Annotated in this window: 17 protein-coding genes; 7 read left to right on the top strand and 10 right to left on the bottom strand. The window is 74.8% G+C overall.

Translation table 11 applies throughout. The features are described from left to right. Positions 1–19: 19 nt before the first annotated feature. The 4 genes from AB3388_RS19290 to AB3388_RS19275 form a co-directional block, all read right to left on the bottom strand. On the bottom strand, positions 20–1,291 hold the full coding sequence (locus tag AB3388_RS19290) for a hypothetical protein (RefSeq protein WP_495406934.1): 1,272 nt from the start codon (positions 1,289–1,291) through the stop codon (positions 20–22). Continuing rightward, positions 1,288–2,592, bottom strand: a complete 1,305-nt coding sequence (locus AB3388_RS19285) for a TolB-like translocation protein (protein WP_495406933.1) — start codon at positions 2,590–2,592, stop codon at positions 1,288–1,290. The genes AB3388_RS19290 and AB3388_RS19285 overlap by 4 nt, the downstream gene beginning before the upstream one ends. A gap of 41 nt (positions 2,593–2,633) precedes the next feature. After that, the gene (locus tag AB3388_RS19280; RefSeq protein WP_495406932.1) at positions 2,634–3,848 is read right to left on the bottom strand and encodes an NHL repeat-containing protein; all 1,215 of its coding nucleotides are present in this window, start codon (positions 3,846–3,848) and stop codon (positions 2,634–2,636) included. Between the two features lie 76 nt (positions 3,849–3,924). Then, the gene (locus AB3388_RS19275; RefSeq protein WP_495406931.1) at positions 3,925–6,132 is read right to left on the bottom strand and encodes an MMPL family transporter; all 2,208 of its coding nucleotides are present in this window, start codon (positions 6,130–6,132) and stop codon (positions 3,925–3,927) included. 76 nt (positions 6,133–6,208) lie between these two features. On the opposite strand from AB3388_RS19275, the gene AB3388_RS19270 reads away from it, so the two are divergent. The 3 genes from AB3388_RS19270 (at position 6,209) to AB3388_RS19260 (ending at position 8,584) form a co-directional block, all read left to right on the top strand. Further along, a complete protein-coding gene (locus AB3388_RS19270; protein WP_495406930.1) occupies positions 6,209–6,976 on the top strand; it encodes a TetR/AcrR family transcriptional regulator in 768 nt (255 codons plus the stop codon). 99 nt (positions 6,977–7,075) lie between these two features. After that, the gene (locus AB3388_RS19265) at positions 7,076–8,068 is read left to right on the top strand and encodes a ferritin-like domain-containing protein (RefSeq protein ID WP_495406929.1); all 993 of its coding nucleotides are present in this window, start codon (positions 7,076–7,078) and stop codon (positions 8,066–8,068) included. Positions 8,069–8,179: 111 nt separating this feature from the next. Beyond that, positions 8,180–8,584, top strand: coding sequence for a hypothetical protein (locus AB3388_RS19260; RefSeq protein ID WP_495406928.1), 405 nt, complete (start codon positions 8,180–8,182; stop codon positions 8,582–8,584). Here AB3388_RS19260 and AB3388_RS19255 read toward each other — a convergent pair. Next, the gene (locus AB3388_RS19255; protein ID WP_495406927.1) at positions 8,574–8,858 is read right to left on the bottom strand and encodes a DUF427 domain-containing protein; all 285 of its coding nucleotides are present in this window, start codon (positions 8,856–8,858) and stop codon (positions 8,574–8,576) included. The two genes, AB3388_RS19260 and AB3388_RS19255, sit on opposite strands and share 11 nt — an antisense overlap. Before the next feature lie 216 nt (positions 8,859–9,074). Beyond that, a complete protein-coding gene (locus tag AB3388_RS19250) occupies positions 9,075–10,445 on the bottom strand; it encodes an FAD-binding oxidoreductase (protein WP_495406926.1) in 1,371 nt (456 codons plus the stop codon). A 157-nt stretch (positions 10,446–10,602) separates the two neighbouring features. Between AB3388_RS19250 and AB3388_RS19245 the strand changes: the two genes are divergently transcribed. Further along, entirely contained in the window at positions 10,603–13,449 is a 2,847-nt protein-coding gene (locus AB3388_RS19245; RefSeq protein WP_495406925.1) for a helix-turn-helix transcriptional regulator, read from the top strand. Positions 13,450–13,461: 12 nt separating this feature from the next. Here the strand turns inward: AB3388_RS19245 and AB3388_RS19240 are convergent, their stop codons facing one another. The 4 genes from AB3388_RS19240 to AB3388_RS19225 form a co-directional block, all read right to left on the bottom strand. Further along, on the bottom strand, positions 13,462–13,731 hold the full coding sequence (locus AB3388_RS19240) for a DUF4242 domain-containing protein (RefSeq protein ID WP_495406924.1): 270 nt from the start codon (positions 13,729–13,731) through the stop codon (positions 13,462–13,464). A 64-nt stretch (positions 13,732–13,795) separates the two neighbouring features. After that, the gene (locus tag AB3388_RS19235) at positions 13,796–14,776 is read right to left on the bottom strand and encodes a phosphotriesterase family protein (protein WP_495406923.1); all 981 of its coding nucleotides are present in this window, start codon (positions 14,774–14,776) and stop codon (positions 13,796–13,798) included. Positions 14,777–14,814: 38 nt separating this feature from the next. Continuing rightward, entirely contained in the window at positions 14,815–16,311 is a 1,497-nt protein-coding gene (locus AB3388_RS19230; protein WP_495406922.1) for a class I adenylate-forming enzyme family protein, read from the bottom strand. A gap of 71 nt (positions 16,312–16,382) precedes the next feature. Beyond that, the gene (locus tag AB3388_RS19225) at positions 16,383–17,174 is read right to left on the bottom strand and encodes an IclR family transcriptional regulator (RefSeq protein WP_495406921.1); all 792 of its coding nucleotides are present in this window, start codon (positions 17,172–17,174) and stop codon (positions 16,383–16,385) included. Positions 17,175–17,231: 57 nt separating this feature from the next. Here AB3388_RS19225 and AB3388_RS19220 point away from each other — a divergent pair, with 57 nt between their 5' ends. The 3 genes from AB3388_RS19220 (at position 17,232) to AB3388_RS19210 (ending at position 20,438) form a co-directional block, all read left to right on the top strand. Further along, positions 17,232–18,491 (top strand): FAD-dependent oxidoreductase, encoded by a 1,260-nt coding sequence (locus tag AB3388_RS19220; protein ID WP_495406920.1) that lies wholly within the window; start codon positions 17,232–17,234, stop codon positions 18,489–18,491. A gap of 83 nt (positions 18,492–18,574) precedes the next feature. After that, entirely contained in the window at positions 18,575–19,387 is an 813-nt protein-coding gene (locus tag AB3388_RS19215) for an alpha/beta fold hydrolase (RefSeq protein ID WP_495406919.1), read from the top strand. A gap of 43 nt (positions 19,388–19,430) precedes the next feature. Continuing rightward, on the top strand, positions 19,431–20,438 hold the full coding sequence (locus AB3388_RS19210; RefSeq protein WP_495406918.1) for an alcohol dehydrogenase catalytic domain-containing protein: 1,008 nt from the start codon (positions 19,431–19,433) through the stop codon (positions 20,436–20,438). Position 20,439: the final 1 nt, after the last annotated feature.

Raw genomic sequence — 20,439 nt, 5'->3', positions numbered from 1 at the left:
CGCGCCTGTCAGTCCGGCGTCAGGGGGCGGCGAGCCAGAGCATCTGCACCCAGGCGCTGCGCACGTTGCACTGCCCGATCAGCACCGCCCCCTGCGGGCCCGGCACGATCGACCGGACGTCGGGGCGGGAGGCGCAGCCCACGTCCAGCGGCCCGCGCACCTCCCCGGTCCGCAGGTCCACCGCCCGCGCCCCCTCCGCGGCCGGAAGCAGCGCCCAGACCTGCGCCGCCTCGACCGACAGCGTGTAGTCGAAGACGCGGTCCTCGAGCTGCACGAGCACCGGACCGGCGCCGCCGCCGTCGGGCACCGCGAGGATCCACGCGCCGTCGGGCACGGCGACGACCAGGAAGACGGTGCCGTCCGCTGCGACCGCGACCGCCTGGGTCTCGGCGCGCTCGGCCAGGCTGGTCACCCGCACCGGGTCGCCGGCCGGCACCAGCCCGGCGTCGTAGGCCAGCAGCGTCGGGATCCGCTGCTGGGGGACGTCGGTGGGGGAGGCGTCGAAGACCAGCGTCACGCCGCCGGCCGGCCGGGCGACCAGGCCGGCGAGCTGCCGGGCGAGGGGGAAGGCCGAGGCCGCCGCGACGTCGTCGGCGAGGTCCCGCTCGGTGAGCACCCGGCCGGTGGCGGCGTCGACGGCGGCGAGCGTCTCGCGGATGCCCGCGCCGGTCTCGACGGTGCTGACCAGGTACAGCGTGCGGCCGTCGGGGGACAGCGCCGAGCGGGCGTCCGCCGAGACGGTGCCGCGCTCGGCGGGCACGACCGGCACGGTGCGGACCTCGCCGGTCGCCGGGGTGACCACCTCGAACCCCAGGGCGGACGACGGCAGCCGCCCGGCCACCGCCACCGTCCCGTCCGGCAGCAGGTGGGTGCCCACCACGTTGTCGACCCGCGGGATCGGCACGGAGGCGGTCACCGCGAAGCCGTCGCCGGCGGGGCTCACCGTCGCCAGCCGCTGCGGCCGCCCGTCGCCCTCCTTGTCCAGGACCACGTAGGCGCCGCCGTCCGCCGCGGCCGCCGCCGAGCGGGCCCGCCAGAACGGCCCGGGTGTGGCCGGGCTCAGGTCGACCGCAGCGCGCAGCGTGGTCAGCGGGCCGGCGCTGGGCGGCGCGTCCACCGGCGGGCCGGCGTACGCGGGCAGCCCGGTCGAGGCGTCGGTCGGCCGGCCGGGCAGCGCCTCCTGGGACGACGGCGGCGACGGGGTCGGCTCGGGCGTGCGGCTCCGCTCCGCGGTGCAGGCCGACGCCAGCAGGCAGCCGGCCACCGCGGCCGCGGCCAGCGCCCCTTTCACGGGCCGGCCAGCCAGAGCAACGCCGTCCGCTGGGCGACGGCACCGCACTCGCCGAACACCGCCGCACCGCCCGCCCCGTCCACGATCCCGCGGACGTGCAGCCCCCCGGCGCAGCCGAGGTCGAGCGGCGCCGGCTGCTCGCGGGTGCGCAGGTCGACCGCGCGAATGCCGCCGAGCGCGGGCAGCAGCGCCCACTCCTGCGCGGGCTCCACCGCGAGCGCGTAGTCGTGCGCCGGGTCGGACAGCTCGGCCAGCACCGGCCCCGCGCCGCCGCCGTCGGGCACCGCGAGCACCCACACGTCCTCGCGCACCTCCACGACGACGAACACGGTGCCGTCGGCGCCGGCGGTGACCGCCTGGGTCTCGGCGCCCTCGGCGAGATCGGTCAGCCGCACCGGTTCGCCGTCCGGGGTCAGGTCGGGACCGAACGGCAGCAGGGTCGGGATCCGCTCCAGCCGGGCCGCCACCGGCGACGCGTCGAGCACCAGCGTCACCCCGCCCCCGGGCCGGGCCACCAGCGCCGCGGCCTCGAACCGGGCAGGGAACACCGACACCCGGGCGACGTCGTCGGTGACCGCCCGCCGGCCGACGACCTGGCCGGTCCCGGTGTCGACGGCGACCAGCTGCTCGGGGAAGTCCTGCCGCCGGCCGATCGCGGTGACGAACAGGTACACCCGGGAACCGTCCGCCGACACCGCCGAGTGGCCGAAGGGGATCACCCGCTCCGGCTCGAACCGCACGGCGACCGTCGTCCGGGCGGCGCCGGTGTCCGGGTCGACCACCGCGACGCCGTAGCCGCCGCCGGCGTCGTCCACCGGACCCAGCTCGCCGACGACGGCGGCCCGGCCGTCGGGCAGCACGTGCAGGTCGGCCACGTCGGTGAACGGGGGGAGCCGCACCGCGCCGGTGACGGCGAACCCGTCGCCGGCGGGGGCGACGGTGGCCAGCCAGGGCGCGGAGCGGTCGACCGGGCTGACCGCGACGAGCACCCGCCCGTCGGGGGTGGCCGCGGCCGCGCGGGGCACGGAGAACACCGTGGGCGTCGCGGCGGTCAGATCGACGGTCGCCCGGAGCGTGGTCAGCGGGCCGGCCGACGCCGGAGCCCCCGGAGGCGGGCCGCCGTAGGCCGGCAGGTCCACGGTGGCGTCGGTGGCCGGGGCGCGCGACGGCTCCGGGGCCGGGCCGCTGGCGGAGGCCGGCGTCGGCTCGTCGGGCGCCCGGTCCTCGGCCGCGGGGCAGCCGGTCAGCGTCGCGAGCACCAGCCCGGCGAGCGCGACCCCGGCCAGCCGGTGCCCGATCATGACGTCAGGTGTAGCACCGCGGGGGCGGCCCGCGCCGGGGTTCAGGCCCCGGCCAGCCAGAGCATCGGCGTGCCCGGCGCGGGGACGTCGCACTGCCCGAGCAGCAGCGCGCGGGACGGACCGGCGCCCGCGAGGACATCGAGCACCGGCCCGGCCGAGGGGCAGCCGACGTCGAGCCGGCCGACGGCGCCGGTGGCCAGGTCGACGGCCCGGGCGCCGCCGCGGGCCGGGAGCAGCGCCCAGCCCGCGGGGTCCACGACCACGGCGTCGTCGTAGGCGTGCCCGCCGATGTCGAGCACGTCGGTGACGCCGCCGTCCCGGACCGCGGTGAGCAGGTCGCCGTTCGGGGGCTGGACGGTGAGGTAGACGGTGCCGTCGGGGCCGAGGGCCGCGGCCTGGAGGTCGGCCCGGGCGTCGGCGATCGGCAGCCGCACCGGCTCGCCCACCGGTTCCAGCGCGGCGTCGTAGCTGAGCAGCGCCGGGTCCGGCCCGGCGAACGTGTCGGCCGCCCACGCGTCGAAGGCCAGCGTGACGCCGCCGTCGGGGCGCGCCAGGAGCCCGCCGGAGTAGGCGCCGACCGGGTTGGCGGAGACCGCGCGCACCTCTTCGAGCAGGTCCCGCCCGCCGAGGAAGGCGCCGGTGCGCGGATCGACCGCGACGAGCAGGTCGAGGTTGCGGTCGTCGACCGCGGTCGCCACGAACAGGTAGAGCGCCGCGCCGTCGGCCGACAGCGCCGAGCGGCCGAAGGAGAAGGCGGTGCCCTCCTCGAACGGGACGACGACGACGGTGCGGGCCGCGCCGGTGGCCGGGTCGACGGCGGCGAACCCGTAGTCCCGGGCCGGCCGCGGGAACTGCCCGGCGACGAGCACCTCGCCTGTGGGCAGCAGGTGCACGCCGAACACCTGCGCCAGCGGGGGCACGGGCACCGCGCGGACCAGCGTGCCGCCGCCGTCGACGGTGGCCAGCGCCGGCGCGCCCGTGCCGTCGGCCGGCAGCAGGACGACGTACGCGCCGCCGTCCGGGGCCGCGACCGCGGAGGCCACGCGGGCGGGGCGGCCGGGGAGCGCGGGGGAGAGGTCGACGGCGGCGCGGAGGACCAGCTGCGGACCACCGTCCGCGGGGCGCGGCCGCGTGGTGGGCGGGGGCGCCGCGGTCGCCGGGGCGGGCTGCGCCGCGGGCGGTTCGGGCGCGGTGCAGCCGGGCAGCGCGAGCAGCACGACGGTGGCCGCCCTCGCCAGGCGCCGGTGCCCGGTCATGGCCGAAGGGTGGCACCGGCGCGCAGGAAGTGGAGTGGCTCGGGAGCGGAAACCGCTCCCGAGCCACTCCACTCGGTCAGACCAGCGCGGGTGCCTTCGGCTGGGGCGGCGCGGGTACCTCGTCGGACTCGCGGATGCCGTAGCGGGCGTAGAGCCGGCGCAGCGGGCCGGGCGCGTACCAGTTCGCGTCGCCCAGCAGCCGCATCGTCGCGGGCACCAGCAGCGTCCGGACGATGGTCGCGTCGACCACGATCGCGATCAGCATCGCGACGCCGATCATCTTGATGAACGTGATCCCGGAGAGGGAGAACGCCGCGATCACGATGATCAGCAGCAGCGCGGCGCTCGTGATGATGCCGCCGGTGCGCTGCAGCCCCGTGGCGACCGCCCTCGTGTTGTCGCCGGTCAGGTCGTACTGCTCCCGGATCCGCGACATCAGGAACACCTCGTAGTCCATCGAGAGCCCGAAGACGATCGCCAGCACGAGGATCGGCTGGGTCGCCTCGATGAACCCGGTCGGCTCGAAGCCGAGCAGCCCGGAGAGGTGCCCGTCCTGGAAGATCCAGACCAGCGCGCCGAACGAGGCGCCGATCGACAGCACGTTCATCACCAGCGCCTTGAGCGGCAGCACGACCGAGCCGAAGGCCAGGAACAGCAGCACGAACGTCGTCGCGACGACCATGAGCGCCATCCACGGCAGCAGCGAGCCGAGGCTGTCGAGCAGGTCGGTGAGCACCGCGCTCTGCCCGCCGACCAGCGCCTGCCCGCCGTCCGGCGCCGGCACCTGCCGGATGTCGCCGACCAGGGCGCGGGCCTCGGCGTCCACCGGGTCACCGCCGTAGGAGACGGCCACGCGGGCGGTGCTGCCGGCCGCGCCGGTCACCTGCGCGCCGTCCACCCCGGGGACGGCGGCGACGTCGTCGACGTAGGCCTGCAGCGCCTGCCCGCCTTCCGGGGAGTCGACCGCCTCGGGCAGCGTCACGATCACCTCGATCGGCCCGTTCGCCGACTGCGGGAAGTCGCGCTCGATCGTCTCGGTGACGACGCGGCTCTCCGTGCCGGCCGGCAGCACGCGGACGTCGATGCCACCGAACTGCACGTTCAGGAACGGCAGCGCCAGCCCGATCAGCACCGCGACCACGGCGACGCTGATGGCGAGGGGACGGCGCATCACCGCGCGGGCGATCCGGTACCAGGCGCCGTGCGCCTCGGTGGTGGCGACCGGGGCCGGCCGCCGGAACAGCCGCCGGAAGAGCGGGCGCACCGACAGGGCGTCGACGCGCGGCCCCAGCATCCCGAGCAGCGCCGGGAGCAGGGTCAGCGCCGCCAGCATCGCGATGAGCACCGCGCTCATCCCGCCGAAGCCCATCGAGCGCAGGAACACCTGGGGGAAGATCAGCAGCCCGGCCAGCGAGATCGCGACGGTCAGCGCGGACACCGCCACGGTGCGGCCGGCGGTGGCCATCGTGCGGGCCAGGGCGTCCTCGACGGTCGGCTGCCGGCGGATCTCCTCGCGGAACCGGCTGACCACGAACAGCCCGTAGTCGATCGCCAGCCCCAGCCCCATGATCGTGACCACGTTGACCGCGAAGACCGAGACGTCGGTGACGCTCGTGAAGGCGCGCAGCGCGGCGAACGAGCCGAGGATCGCCGTCCCGCCGATCGCCAGCGGCAGGCTGGCCGCGGCCAGGCTGCCGAAGATGACCACGAGCAGCACCAGCAGGACCGGCATCGAGATCGACTCGGCGCGCGCGATGTCGGCGCTCACCCGGTCGTTGATGTCCTCGTTGATCACCGCGTTCCCGCCCACCTGCGTGGTCAGGCCGGGGGCGTCGAGATCGTCGCGCAGCCCGGCCGCGTACCCGTCGTCGGTGAGCGTGAGGACGGCGTAGGTGCTGTGCCGGTCCTCGCTCACCAGCGGCGCGGCGCCGGTGGACCAGAAGGTCGTCGTGCGGGCGACCTCGGCGGCCGGCAGTGCGTCCAGGGTCTGCGCGACGGCGTCGGCGAAGGCCGGGTCGTCGACGGTCAGGTCGGCGCTGGAGTAGAGGACGACGATGTCGGCGGCGTCGCGGCCGAGCTCGGCGGCGGCCACCTCGGCGGCCTTCGAGCTCTCGCTGCCGGGGTCCTCGAAGCCGGCGCCGGTCAGCCGGCCGAAGACGCCGGTGCCCCAGACGGCGGCGGTCGCGACGAGGACCAGTCCCAGCACGACCACCCAGCGGCGGCGCCGGTACATCACTCGCCCGAGGGCCTCGAACATGGCGTCTCCCGTGTTAGTGTCGATCACCGAAGTGAACGGTGTTAGCGAACGGCGCTAACTCTGCATACGGTGTTCACCGAAGTCAAGCGAGGACGCGCGGGTCATGACAGATGCCATGCCGGTGGAGCCGGTCAGCCGCCGCGACCGCGTGCGCGCCGACACGGTCCGCGAGATCAAGGAGACCGCCCGTCGCGTGTTGGTCGAGCAGGGCGGCGAGGGCTTCGCGCTGCGGGCGATCGCCCGCGAGATGGGCATGACCGCGCCGGCGCTCTACCGCTACTTCGACAGCCGGGAGAACCTCGTCGAGCACGTCGTCGCCGACCTCTACGACGAGCTGTGCGCGCACCTCGAGGCGGCGCGGGACGCCGCCGACCCCGCCGTGCCGGCCGTGCAGCTGCTGGCCGCCAGCCGCGCCTTCCGCCGGTGGGCGATCACCCACCACCAGGAGTTCGGGCTGCTGTTCGGCAGCGCCGGCGACGGCGTCGTCCCGTCCGGGGACCGGCTGCACGCCGACGAGACCAGCCCGGCGCACGCCGCCGCGGAACGCTTCGGCGCCATCTTCGCCGCGCTGATCGGGCGGGTGTACGCCGAGCGGCCGTTCCCGGTGCCGGCCGACGAGGACATCGATCCGGCGCTGGCCGGCCAGCTGCGCGAGTGGTGCGCGAACCTCCCGATCGAGGAGCTGCCGCTCGGGGTGGTGCGGGTCTTCCTGAGCTGCTGGGTCCGGCTCTACGGGCTGGTCGCGATGGAGGTCTTCGGGCACCTGAAGTTCGCGCTCAGCGACGCCGAGCCGTTGTTCGAGGCGGAGCTGCGCAGCCTCGCCGAGGTGCTCGGGATCGCCGACCAGTACGCCGTCGTCCGGCGGGCGTGACTCAGTTCACTGCTAGCAATTCGCTTGCAGGAGTTAGCACCGCCGGGGCGCGGGGCAGGACTGCAGACGTCAGGTCGAGACGATGTCTGGAGAGTCCCAGTGACCGAGAACCCCGCCCTCAAGAACGACCGGGCCAAGATCACCAACCAGCTCCGCGCCCTGGTGCTGCTGACGCAGACCGAGGAGCAGATCGCGCGCACGCGCATCGCCCAGGCGCGGACCGACGCCGTCCGGCGTGAGCTGACCCAGAACGCCGACCACGCCGCCGAGCGGACCCAGGCGATCACCGAGCAGCTGCGCGCCCTCGGCGGCGTGCCCGACGTCGTGAGCCCCGCGCTCGGCCGGCTGTCGGCCGGGCTGAAGGCCACCTTCGAGCAGGCCGAGCCGCTGGAGGAGGCGCTGCTGCAGGATCTGCAGCTCGAGCACCAGCTGCTCGACCGCGCCACCTACCTCAAGGTGCTCGCCGAGAAGGCGGAGCTGCCCAAGGTCCGCCAGCTCGCCGAGCGGCTGATCACCGCGCACGAGGCCACCGTCGAGTGGCTGACCGTGGTGCTGGCCGAGGAGGCCCTCGGCGGCCCGGCCGCGCTGCAGCCGACGCCGCTGCAGCGGGTCGCCGGGTCGATGGCCCACGCCGCCGTCACGCCGTACCGCTTCTGGGCCAACCGGGTGAACGAGACCGTCGACAGCGTCGCGCAGCGGCGTGAGCAGGCCGGGGAGCGCCTCGGCGACGTGGCCGGCAAGGCCGGTCAGCTGACCTCCGCCGTCCGGGAGACCCTCGCGGCCGGTCGGGCCGCCTCACTGCGCCGCGCCGAGCGGATCGCCCGCCGGGAGGGGCGCCGCGACGAGGCCGACGCCGCCAAGGCCGCCCGGGAGCAGCTGGGCGACGTCTCCGCCGACGAGCTGCCGATCAAGGGCTACGACTCGCTGTCCCAGCCCGACGCGATCAAGGCGGTCAAGCAGCTCAGGACGCCGCACGACATCAACGTGATCATCCGGTACGAGGAGACGCACAAGAACCGGTCGAACGTGGCCGGCGCCGCGCAGACCCAGCTGGCCGCCCTGGCCAAGGAGGCCGTGGGCGTCGACAGCTGACCCGCACCGACCACGAGGCCCGCGCCCTGTTCGGGGGCGCGGGCCTCACTGACCAGCGGGTCCGAAGCGTGGCGGCTGCGCCGCGCCGACGGCCTGCGGGAGGGTGATCCCATGCACATCACGCCCGAGGCGCTCGAACGGGAGTTCTCCCTGCCCACCGCCGCGACCCGGCTGGACTTCCTGTCCCGCCGCGACTCCGGCGGGGGCACGGTCAACAGGGTCGCGGAGGTCGACGAGGACGACTGGAGCGCCATCTCCGGGGCGGCGACCTCCCTGGACGTCGAGGAGTCCCTCGAGCTGCTCGCGCTGGGCGAGGTGGTCAGCCGCAAGGCCTACGACAGCCGGCTCACCGGCATGCGGGCGGCGCTGCGCGGCGGCGCCGGCTGGGACCAGATCGCCCGGGCCCTGGGCATGTCCCCGGCCGAGGCGTGGGACGTCTACCAGGAGCTGGTCGCCGCCGAGGACCCGGCGGACGCCGCTGCCCGCGAGCTCGCCGGCAGCCGCCCTACGCGCTGACCTCGACGCCGTGCCAGAACGCGACCCGGCCGGTGATCTCCTCGGCCGCGTCCTTGGGCTCGGGGTAGAACCACACCGCGTCCTTGTTCACCTGGCCGTCGACCTCGAGGTCGTAGTAGGAGGCGGTGCCCTTCCACGGGCAGACGGTGTGGGTCTCGGACGGGCGGAGGACGTCGTCGCGCACCGCGTCGCGCGGGAAGTAGGCGTTGCCCTCGACGGTGACGATGTCGTCGGACTTCGCGATGACGGTGCCGTTCCAGGTCGCTGTGGCCATGCCGCCGACAACCGCCGTCGGTCAGGGCCTGTTCCCGCGGACCCGCGCGAGCGCGGCGGGGGCTTGTGGGTACAGGCGCTGTAGGGAACCGGCGCGGGGTTGCAGCGACTGGATTCAGTGGCGCTGCACGCGCGGCGACGTCGGCAACGGGAGCCTGACCTGCGTTCTCGGCGCCAGAACGCAGGCAAGGCTGCCGTTGCCTCGGTCGCCCCGGTGCTAGGCGCGGATGTTCTGGTTCAGGCGGAACAGGTTGTCCGGGTCGTAGCGGCCTTTCACCTCACGCAGCCGGGCGTAGTTGGCGCCGTAGTTGTCGGCCGCCTTGGGCTGGTCGTCCGCGGCGAGGAAGTTGATGTAGCCACCCGGCTCGGAGTAGGGCGCGATCCCGGCGTAGTAGTCCCTCACCCAGCCGGTGTTCGCCTCGTTGGCGGCGGGGTCGGCCCACATGCCGGCGATGACGGTGGCGAACGTCGCCTCCCGGTGCCCGAAGGCGGTGGCTTCCGCGGGGACGTCGTGCACGGCTCCGTTGATCGGGTAGAGGTGCACCGCACAACTGACGTCCGGCACCTTCGGGCCGTACTCCATGTGCGCGGCGATCGCCTCGTCGGTCAGTTCCTCGACGTAGGCCGACTTCCAGTACTCCTGCACGCCCTTCGGGTAGAGCGCGTCGAAGGCGCTGTTCAGGGCCGGGTACGGCATGGGGCCGACGAGCTCGGCGATCGGCCGGGCGACGTCGCGGAAGCCCTGCAGGATCCGCTCGCCCTCCGGCTGCGCGCCGGTCCAGCAGCTCACGATCAGGATGACGGGCGTGAGGTGCCGCTCCGCGGGGATGAACTCCAGCGGGGGAGCCAGGTGGAACCCCGGGAAGCCGCCGTACTCCCGTGGCGCCGTCTCGATGAACTCGCGGAAGTACTCCAGCAGCGCCGGGGCGTCGGCGAGATCGAACAGCATCGGCCCACCGAGGATCGTCGTCACCGGGTGCAGCCGGTAGGTGAACCGGGTGACGACGCCGAAGTTGCCGCCGCCGCCGCGCAGCGCCCAGAACAGGTCGGCGTTCTCGTCCTCGCTGGCCAGCCGCACGCTGCCATCGGCGGTGACCACCTCGGCGGCCACCAGGTTGTCGGAGGAGAGACCGTGGCCGCGGGCGAGGTAGCCGATACCGCCGCCGAGGGTCAGCCCCCCGATGCCGGTGGTGGAGACGACACCGCCGGTGGTCGCCAGCCCGTGCTGCCCCGTGGCGTCGTTGAACTGCCCCCAGGTGGTGCCGCCGCCGGCGCTGGCGGTCCGCTGCTCGGGATCGACCTCGACGGAGTGCATCTCCACGAGGTCGGCGACGATCGCGTCGTCCGCCGTGCCGAAGCCGGGCACGCTGTGCCCGCCGCCGCGCACGGCCAGCGGCGTCCCGGTGTCGGCCGCGTACCGGACGACGGCCGCGACGTCGGCGCTGCTCGTGCACTGCACCACCGCCGCGGGGCGAGCGTCGATCATGCCGTTGTGGACCCGGCGCACCTCGTCGTAGTCGGCGTCCTCCGGCCGTACGACCCGCCCGCCCACCTCTCCGGCCAGCAGGTCCAGTGATGCGAGTGCCATGTCGGCTCCTTCCGATGCGCTCCGGGACCCGGAGCGGCGCCGACGGTAGAGCGGGCGGACCGGTCGCACATGACCAGAACGGACGGAATTCACGGCCGGCCGGCATGGTCAGATCTGGTCATCGACCCGGCTCCAGGGACGGCGCTAGCCTGCCGCCGTGTCCGGCTGGGTGCCGCCCCTCCCGGCGCGCTGGGCGGATCCGGCGCGTCCGACCTTCGTGGGCCGGCGGGCGGAGCAGGCCACCCTCGAGGAGATCTGGGCGGCGGTCGACGCCGGGCTGCGCCAGGTCGTCTTCCTCGGCGGCGAGCCCGGCGGCGGCAAGTCCCGGCTGCTCGCCGAGGTGTCGACGGCGCTGCACCGCTCCGGCGCGACCGTCCTGCTCGGCACCTGCGCGGCCGAGTTCGGCGCGCCCTACCAGCCCTTCGTCGAGCCGATCGAGGCGCTGCTGGCCCGGTCCTTGCCCGAGCGGGACGCCGACCGGCTGCGGACGCTGGCCGGCCAGCCGGCGGTCGCCGACCACGAGCACCGGCGAGAGCTGTTCGACGCCGTCGTCGGCGCGGTCCGCGCGGCCGCGGCCGAGGCGCCGCTGGTGCTGGCGCTCGAGGACCTGCACTGGGCCGGCCCGGCAGCGCTCCAGCTGCTGACCTACCTGGTCGAGCGGACGGCGGAGTGCCGGCTGCTCGTGCTCGGCACCCACCGCACGACCGCCCCCGACCGCTCCGGCGCGCTGGTCGGCACGATCGCGCAGCTCTACCGGCTCGACGGCGTCCGCCGCCTCGACCTGGCCGGATTGGACACCGAGGACATCGCCGAGTTCCTGCTGGCCGAGGGCCGGCTGTCGCTGAAGCGGGCGCGCAGCTCCGCGGCGCTGCTGCGGGACCAGACCGGGGGCAACCCGTTCTTCCTGCGCGAGCTCTGGCACGACCTCTCCGCGCGCGGCGCCCACCCCGTGGACCTGCGGGCGCCGCTCTCGGTCCGCGACACCGTCGCGAGCCGGCTCGAGCGGCTGCCGGAGGTCGAGCGCCGGACCCTGGAGCTGGCCGCCGTCATCGGCGAGGACGTCGACGTCGCCGCCCTGCTCGCCGCGGCCGACACCGAGCGCGCGGAGACGCTGACCGCCCTCGACGGCGCGGTGGCCTCCGGCTTGCTGGAGGCGCCCGTCGGGGGCGGGGTCCGGTTCGTGCACGCCCTCGCGCGGCAGGCGGTGCTCGAGGTGATGCCGGCGTCGCGGCGGGCACTGCGGCACGCGCACGTGGCCGGCGTCCTCGAGACGACGACGCCGCCGTCGGAGGCACGCACCCAGCGGCTGGCGTTCCACTACGCGCAGGCCGCGGCCCTGGGGTTCGCCGAGCAGGCGGTGCGCTACCTGACCGAGGCCGCGCAGGCCGCCGACCGCAGCCTGGCGCACGAGGACGCCGGCGCCGCCTACGAGCAGGCGGCCGCGCTCGCCGCCGTCCCCGCCGAGCGCGACCGGTTGCTCCACTCCGCCGCCGGGAGCCACCTGATGGGCGGTGACTTCGGCCGGGCGCGGCTGCTCGCCGAGCGCGTGGCGGGCACGGCCGGGCCCCGGGAGCGGCTGGAGGCCGCGATCCTCTACGAGGACGCCGCGTGGCGGCCCGGCCTGCCCGGGGCGCGGGCGGTGGAGCTGCTCACCGACGGGTTGCACGCCGTCACCGGTGACCCGGCCGACCCGCTGCGCGTCCGCGGCATGGCCAGCCTCGGCCGCGCGCTGGCCTTCACCGGCGCCACGGAGGCCGCCGCCACGGTCGGCGAGCACGCGATCGTCCTGGCCCGGTCGGCCGACGACGACCACCTGCTGGCGCACGCGCTTCAGGCGTCGCTGTGGAACGGGCTGCGCCCCGCGGACATGCCGATCAAGCTCGAGCGGGCCACGGAGCTCACGACGCTGGCCCGGCGCACCGGCGAGCCGCGGTACCTGGCCCAGTCCGCGTACTTCCGTGGCGCGATCGGCTACATGCGCGGTGATCCGGGCGGCCTGGCCCAGGCCCAGGAGGACCTGCTGCGGGCCGGCCGGTTCAGCGGCGAGGACTTCTACTCCTACGTGGCCGGCTGCATGCGCTACGCACTGCAGTTCGTCGAGGGCGACCTGACCGGTGCCCAGCGCACCTGCGACGAGCTGCTGGAGTTCGGCGAGGCGTTCGGCAGCGACGACACCGAGGGCGTCTCGGCGGTGCAGAGCTTCATGGTCCGGCGCGAGTCCGGCGCCCTGGAGAAGATCCGCCCGCTGATCACCGGTGAGGAACGGCCGCAGGACCACTGGGCACCCGGGCTGCTCGCGCTCTACACCGAGCTCGGCCTCGACCGGCCGGCGGCCCGGGTGCTGCACTGGCTGCTCGACGGCCGGCTCGGCCGCTTCCAGGAGTCGGCGCAGTGGCCCGCCGTGCTCGTGTTCGCGGTCGAGGCGGCGCTGCGGCTCGGCGACGAACCGGCGGCCCGGACCCTGCGGCCGATGCTCGACGAGTACGCCGGGCTCAACCTGGTGGCCGGCCAGTTCGTCGCGGTGTTCGGCGCGGCCGACCGCTACCGCGGCGCCGTGGAGTCACTCCTGGGCACCGGGGGCGCCGAGGCGCTGTTCGCGGCGGCGCTGGACCTCGACGAGCGGATGGCGGCGCCGCTGCACCGGGCGTACACCCTCGTCGCGCTCGCCCGGCACCTGCGCCGGTCCGGGGTGCGCGGCGCCCGGCTGGACGCCGTCGTGGCCGAGGCGCGCGCCCTGGCCGAGCCGCTCGGCCTGCGCCGGGTGCTGGACCTGGTGCAGGCGGAGCCGGAGCCGCGGCCGGCCGGCCCCGCCGGGCTGACCGCGCGGGAGACCGAGGTGCTCCGGCTGCTGGCGGACGGGATGCTCAACCGCGAGATCGCCGAGCGGCTGTTCATCAGCGAGAACACCGCCGCCAACCACGTGCGCAGCATCCTGGCGAAGACGGGCTCGGGGAACCGCACCCAGGCGGCGCGGTTCGCCGTCCTGCACCGGCTGCTGGACTGACGCCGGCCGAACCTAGAGCGGGACGAGGGTTGAGTCCGGCTGCATCGTCCCGGTCATCTCGACGATCACGTCGGCGGGCAGCCCGGCGCGCTCCGCCGCGCGCCGGATCGCGTCCGCCGACGGCGCCTCGTACAGGCAGTACGTCTTGCGCTTGTCGGCCGAGAGGAACGAGTACAGCCAGCGCACGCCCTCGTCGTCGTTGATCCGGTTGATGCCGTCGGCGTCCTCCTTGCTGACGTCCAGCTCGTCGGCGAAGCGCCGCTCGATCATGAAGACAGGCATCGACACCCCCCTCGCGAAGGGGTCACCGTACTCCGGCCGCCTGGCAGCGGGGCCGGGTCGCGCGCTACTCGAAGTAGCGGCGCGGCGTGTCCACCAGCATCTGCCGGATCTGCTCCTCGGTCACCCCGCGCTCGCGGAGCATGGGCAGCACGTCCTGGCTGATGTGCCGGTAGTTCCAGTTCGGCGCGATCCGCTCCTTCGCCGCGACGCCGTCCGGACCCGGGAAGTAGTCGATGTAGCAGCTGGCGTCGTGGGCGAGCACCATCCGGTCGGCGTAGCCGCGCTCGGCCAGCGCGACGATGGTGCCGACCCGGTCGGCCGTCGGGTTGAAGATGTCCAGCCCGAACCGATCCATGCCGAGCAGGCAGCCGGCGTCGGCGAGCTCGGTCAGGTAGTCGAGGTCGTTGCTGTCCCCGGCGTGGCCGATGACCACCTTGGTGAGGTCGACGTTTTCGTCGCGGAACACCTTCAGGGCCAGCAGCCCTGCCTGGTTGTGCGACGACGTGTGCACCGTGATCGGCGCCCCGGTGGCGCGGTGCGTGGCCGAGCAGGCGCGCAGGTTGCGCTCGACGCCCGGGGTCAGGCCCTTGGCCTCGACCACGCACTTGAGGAACGCCGCCTTGACCCCGGTGCCCGCGATGCCGTCGCGGATGTCGCCGGTGAAGTCGGTGACCATCGGGTCCTCGGGGACGTCGACCAGCAGACCGGGGCCCCGGTACTCGTACTGGTGCGGGATCTCGTCGTACGTGTACAGCCCGGTCGCCACGATGATGTTGACGTCGGTCTGCTCGGCGACCCGCTGCACGCGCGGGATGTAGCGGCCCAGCCCCCACACGGTCGGGTCGACGATCGTGTCGATGCCCAGGCCCTTGAGCTCGTTGAGCTTCTCGACCGCGTCAGCGACGCGTTCCTCCTCGTCCCACCAGGCGCCGGTGCCGTAGTTCTGCACGTGCTCGGTGGCGAGCACGAAGACGTGCTCGTGCATGAGCGTCGCGCCGAGCTCGGCGGTGTCGACGGGGCCACGGACGGTCTCGACGGTGGGCACGCGGGGGCCTCCAGGGGCGGGTCGGGCGGGGGGATGCGTCAGCGGACGGATTGCCACTCGGTCTGCTCGCGCAGCGGCGGTTTGAGCACCTTGCCGCCCGGGTTGCGCGGCAGCGGCTCGCTGCGGACCGCCACGTACTGCGGCACCTTGAAGTCGGCCAGCCGCTCCTTGGCGAAGACCAGCAGCTCGGACGGGTCCAGCTCGCGCCCGGGCAGCGGGACGACGACGGCGCCGACCTTCTCGCCCATCATCGGGTCCGGGACGCCCACGACGGCGACCTCGCCGACCGCCGGGTGCGCGGCCAGCGCGTTCTCCACCTCGACGCAGTACACGTTCTCGCCGCCGCGGTTGATCATGTCCTTCTTGCGGTCGACGATGTGGACGAGCCCCTCGCCGTCGATGCGCGCCAGGTCGCCGCTGTGCAGCCAGCCGTCGACGAAGGTCTCGCGGGTCTGCTGCTCCTTCTGCCAGTAGCCGGCGACCACGTTCGGCCCGCGGATCAGCAGCTCCCCGACACCGGTCTGCGGGTCGGGGTGGTCGAGGTCGAGGTCCACGACCGGGGCCGGGAAGCCCACGGAGTCGGCGTGCTCGGCGGCGTACTCGTCGGGCAGGTAGGTCGACACCGACGAGGTCTCGGTCAGCCCGAAGCCGTTGCCGACCCGCGCGGTCGGGAACGCCTGCTTGATCCGGTGCACCAGGTCCGGCGCGATCGGCGCGCCGCCGTAGCTGAGCGAGACCACCGACGAGGTGTCGATCTCGGCGAAGTTCGGCTGCTGGAGCGCCAGCCAGTAGATGGCCGGCACGGTGGTGAGGACGTCGATCCGCTCGTCCTGGATCGCCGAGAGGAACGCCTGCACCTCGAACGCCGGCATGATCACCGCCTTGCCGGCGACCGCCGTGACGACCAGCAGCTGGGAGTTGCAGCCGGTGACGTGGAACAGCGGCACCGAGATCAGCGTCGTGCGCGGCTCACGACCGAGGCTCAGGCAGCGCAGGCAGGTCTCGATGTTGGACAGGAAGTTCTCGTGGGTGGTCATCGCGCCCTTGGGGAAGCCGGTCGTCCCGCTCGTGTAGAAGATGCCGGCCAGGTCGGTGTGCGCCTGGTCGCTCACCTCCAGCGGGTCGCCGTCCGGCAGGGTGCTCCCGGGCTCGACGACGTACGCGGCGCCGGAGTCCTCGATGACGTAGCGCACCTCGGGCTCGGCGAAGCGGGTGTTCACCGGGACGACGACAGCCCCGGCCAGCAGCGTGCCCCAGAACGCGTGGACCCAGTCGTTGCCGTTGCCCAGCCGGTTGGCGACCCGGTCGCCGGGCTGCACGCCGGCAGCCCGCAGCCCGCCGGCGACCCGCGCGGCGCGGTCCCACAGCTGCCGGTAGGTCACCCGCGCGCCGCCGAGCTCGACCAGCGCCTCGGCGTCGGGGTGCGTGTCGACGGCGGTGCGCAGCATCCGCACCAGGTTCTGCGGCAGCCCGGTGTACCGGCGGACGCCGTCGGGGCCGGCCTCGGTGCCGCCGCGGTCGTAGGGGTAGGGCATGCCGGCCTCCTCGGGACGTCGTCGTCCGGAACCCCGAGTCTCGCGGGCTACCGGACGCCGTGTCCACCTGGTCAGCCGCCGGCCGGCGACCGCAGGCGGTCCTGGACCTGCTCCGCGCCGCGCACGACCGCGTCGGCCAGCGCACTGAGCGCGTCGCGGCTGCCCATGCGGCTGCTCGGGGCGGCGATGCCCAGCCCGGCCAGCGGCTGGCCCACCTGGTCCCGGAGAGCGACCGCGACGGCGCAGACACCGTCCGCGCTCTCCTCCCAGTTCAGGGCGAAGCCCTGGCGCCGGACCTCGTCCAGTTCCGTGCGCAGCGCGGCCAGGTCGGCCGGTGCTCCGGGCATGCCACCGGACGGCACCAGCCCGTCCGGGTACCGACGGTCCAGTTCGGCGTCCGGAAGACGGGCGAGGACGGCCTTGCCGACGGCGGAGGCGTGCGCCGGGCGCACGACGCCGGTGCGGTTGCCGACCCGGACCGAGCGCAGGCTCTCGGCGCAGTCGACGAACCGGACCGTGGCCCCCTCCAGGACGGCGAGGCTGGCGGTCTCGCCGGTCTCGTCCCGCAGTCGCTCCAGCACCGGGCGCGCGACCTGGCGAATGTCGATCCGGCTGAGCGCGGCCAGGCCCGCCTCGAGGAGCGCGGGACCGGGACGGTAGGCGCCGTTGGGCCGGTCCTGGGTGACGAACCCGCGCCGGCGCAGGGCCGTGAGCAGGCGGTGCGCCGTCGACCTGGCGACCCCCAGCAGGTCGGCGGCCTCGGCCACCCGCAGCGCCTGCCGCTCGCCGATCAGCTGCAGCAGCCAGAGGGCGTTGTCCACCGAGGTGCTCGGCGGTCCATCGATCGGCGCAGGATTCGACATGGCGGAAGTTTAGCCGAGCATCTGTGCAGCAGATGGAATTGCTGACAGCCTGACCGCATGACTCGGTCCTCTGCCACCGCCGCTCCCATCACCGCCGAGCGCCCGGTCGTGGTCGTCGGCGCCGGCCCGGTCGGCATGACGGCCGCCGCCGCGGTCGCCCACGCCGGCCTGCCGGTCGTGGTCGTCGAGCTGCACCCCGAGCCGCGACCGGACTGGCGGGCCAGCACGTTCCACGCGGCCACGCTGGAGCTGCTCGAGACGATCGACATCACCGGGCAGATGCACGACGAGGGCCTCGTCGTCCCGCAGTACCAGTTCCGCGACCGCCGCGACGGGCTGGTCGCCCTGTTCGACTTCACGCTGCTGGCCGACGAGACCCGCTTCCCCTACCGGCTGCAGCTCAACCAGCAGCACCTGGTGCGGATGCTCTTCGACCGACTGCGGCAGGACGCGCGCGTCCAGCTGCGCTTCGGCACCCGGTTCACCGGGCTGCGCATCGAGGACGACGGGCCCGTCGTCACCCTCGAGGGTCCCGAGGGCACGGTCGAGCTGGCGGCCTCGTACGTCATCGGCGCGGACGGCCCGCGCAGCGCCGTGCGCGCCGCGCTCGGCGTGGGGTTCGAGGGCTTCACGTATCCCGAACGGTTCGCCATCACGAGCACCTCGGTGGACCTGCAGGAGCTGCTGCCCGACCTCGGTCACGTCAACTACGTCGCCGACCCGGAGGAGTGGCTGTTCATCCTGCGCACGCCGGAGTCCTGGCGGGTGGTCTGGCCGGTCCCGGAGGGGATGAGCTCCGAGGAGGCCGCCGGCCCGGAGCGGCTGCAGCGGCAGCTCCAGCGCGTCGCGCCGTACGCGCCCGGCTATCCGGTCATCGATCACCAGGTCTACAACGTCCACCAGCGGGTCGCCGGAGCCTTCCGGGTCGGGCCGGTGCTGCTGGCCGGCGATGCCGCCCACATCAACTCCCCGCTCGGCGGTGTCGGCCTCAACTCCGGCATCCACGACGCGATGGACGCCGCGCGCCGGCTGGCCCGGGTCGCCGCCGAGGCCGCCGACCCGGACGCCGAGCTCGACGCCTACGACCGGATCCGGCGAACCGTGGCCGTGGAGTACGTGCAGGCCGACACCCAGCGCAACACCGACCGGCTGCGCGAGCGCGACGAGTCGGTGCGCCGGCAGCACCAGGACGAGATGCGGGCCATCGCCGCCGACCCCGAGCGGGCCCGCGCCTACATCCGGCGGGTCTCGCTGCTGGAGAGCGTGCAGCGCTTCGGCATCGGCCGCCCGCCCGCCGAGCTGGAGGGGGCCCGCTGAACGGGGACGAGCCGGCGGTCTCCAGCTGGGCCACCCCCGCCCGCGTCCCCACCGAGCTGGTCGAGCTGCGCCGCGCCGACGGTGTGCCGATCGACGCCCTCTGGTACCCGGCGCCCGGCGCTCGGACCGGGCTGCTGCACGTGCACGGCAAGGGCAGCAGCGTGCTCAGCGGGCCGAGCCGGTTCCTGCCGCCGCTGCTGCCGCAGGTGGCGCACCTCGCCGTCAACATGCGCTGCCACGACCTCGCCTACACCGTGGGGACCGACGACTACACCGTCGAGGGCGGCATGTGGGAAGACCTGGCGACGGGGCATCTCGACCTGGCCGCGGGGGTCGGCCACCTCCGCGAGCGCGGCATCGAGCAGATCGTGGTCTGCGGGCACTCCTCGGGTGGCTTCTACGCCGCCGACCTCATGACGCGGGAGGACGGCGTCGCCGCCTGGGTGCTGCTCTCGCCGCTGACCACCAACGCGAACCCGTTCCCGCTCTGGTGGCCCGCACCGGACGAGCGGGATCGGGCCGCCGAGCTCGCCCGGGCACTCGTCGCGGCCGGCCGGGGCCGGGAGCTCATCCCCGTCCCGGGCTGGTTCCACGCCATCAGCGCGGGCTCGCTGGTGCAGCGGCTCGCCGAGCCGGCCGGCCTGTGGGAGTCGAACGTCGCCCTGCGGACGGCGCCGACGCTGTGGGCGTGGGGCGACGCGGAGCCCCGCCACCAGCTGTGGGCCGGGCTGTTCGACGAGCTGGCCGGCCCGCGTGACCGGCGGCTGGTGCTGCCCGGCGCCGGCCACTACTACCGCGGTCAGGAGCGCGACCTCGCCGCCGGCATCGGCGCCTTCCTGGCCGGGCTGACCGGCGCTGAGCACCCGGCGGAATCAGCGCCCTCCATGCAGGCATGACCGGCGCGCCCCGACACCGACCCGCGGCGGAGATGATCGGGCCATGAAGGCTCTGGTCTACCGAGGCCCGTTCGACACCGCGCTCGAGGAGGTGCCCGAGCCGGTACCCGAGCCGGGCTCCGTGCTCGTCGAGGTGGCCGCCGTCGGCATGTGCGGCTCCGACGTCACCGCGTTCGCCGGGCACATGGACACCGCGAAGCCGGGGAACGTCCGCGGGCACGAGTTCGCCGGCCGGGTGGTGGCCGCGGCGGGTGCCGGCGAGGAGTGGATCGGCCGGCCGGTCTCGGTGAACCCGAACGTGACCTGCGGTCGGTGCCGGTTCTGCCTCGCAGGCGCCGACAACCTCTGCCCGGAGGGACTGCTGATCGGGGTGCACCGGGCCGGCGCCTACGCCGAGCTGGTCAGCGTCCCCTCGAGCCTCCTGGTCGAGTTCCCGGAGTCGATCGCCATGACCACCGCGGCGACCACCGAGCCGCTGGCGCAGGCGGTGCACGACGTCCGGCTGGCGCTGCGTGACGGCCCCGTCGAGACCGCCCTGGTCATCGGCGCGGGTGCGATCGGCTTCTTCGTCCTGCAGGCGGCCCGCAACCTCGGCATCGACTCGGTCGCCGTCCTCGAGCCGGACCCGGCCCGCCGGGGCGCGGCGGCAGCCGCCGGCGCCGCCCGGGTCTTCGCGTCCCCGGAGGAGGCCGACGACGCCCTGCGCGGGGCGCAGGTGGACGCCGTCTTCGACGCCGTCGGCACGGAGGCGACACGGCAGCTGGCCCTGGCCGGCACCCGGCAGGGCGGCACCGTCGTCCTCGTCGGGCTGCACGCCGACACCAGCACCCTGGCCTTCCGCGACGTCATCCGGCGGGAGATCACCCTGCGGGGGTCGATGGCCGAGACCGCCGACGACTTCCGGCTGGCCGCCGCCTGGCTGGCCGACGGCCGGGCCGGGCTGCCCGACCTCGCGGCGCCGCACGACCTCGCCGACGGCCCCGCGCTGTTCGCCGAGCTCGCCCGCGGCGGCCGCAGCGAGCTGCGCACCTTCCTCGCCGGCCGGCGCTGAC

Source organism: Geodermatophilus sp. SMS 5-13, from assembly GCF_059428245.1.
The sequence above is the reverse complement of the archived record's forward strand: the minus strand, read 5'-3'. Positions and strand labels throughout refer to the sequence as shown.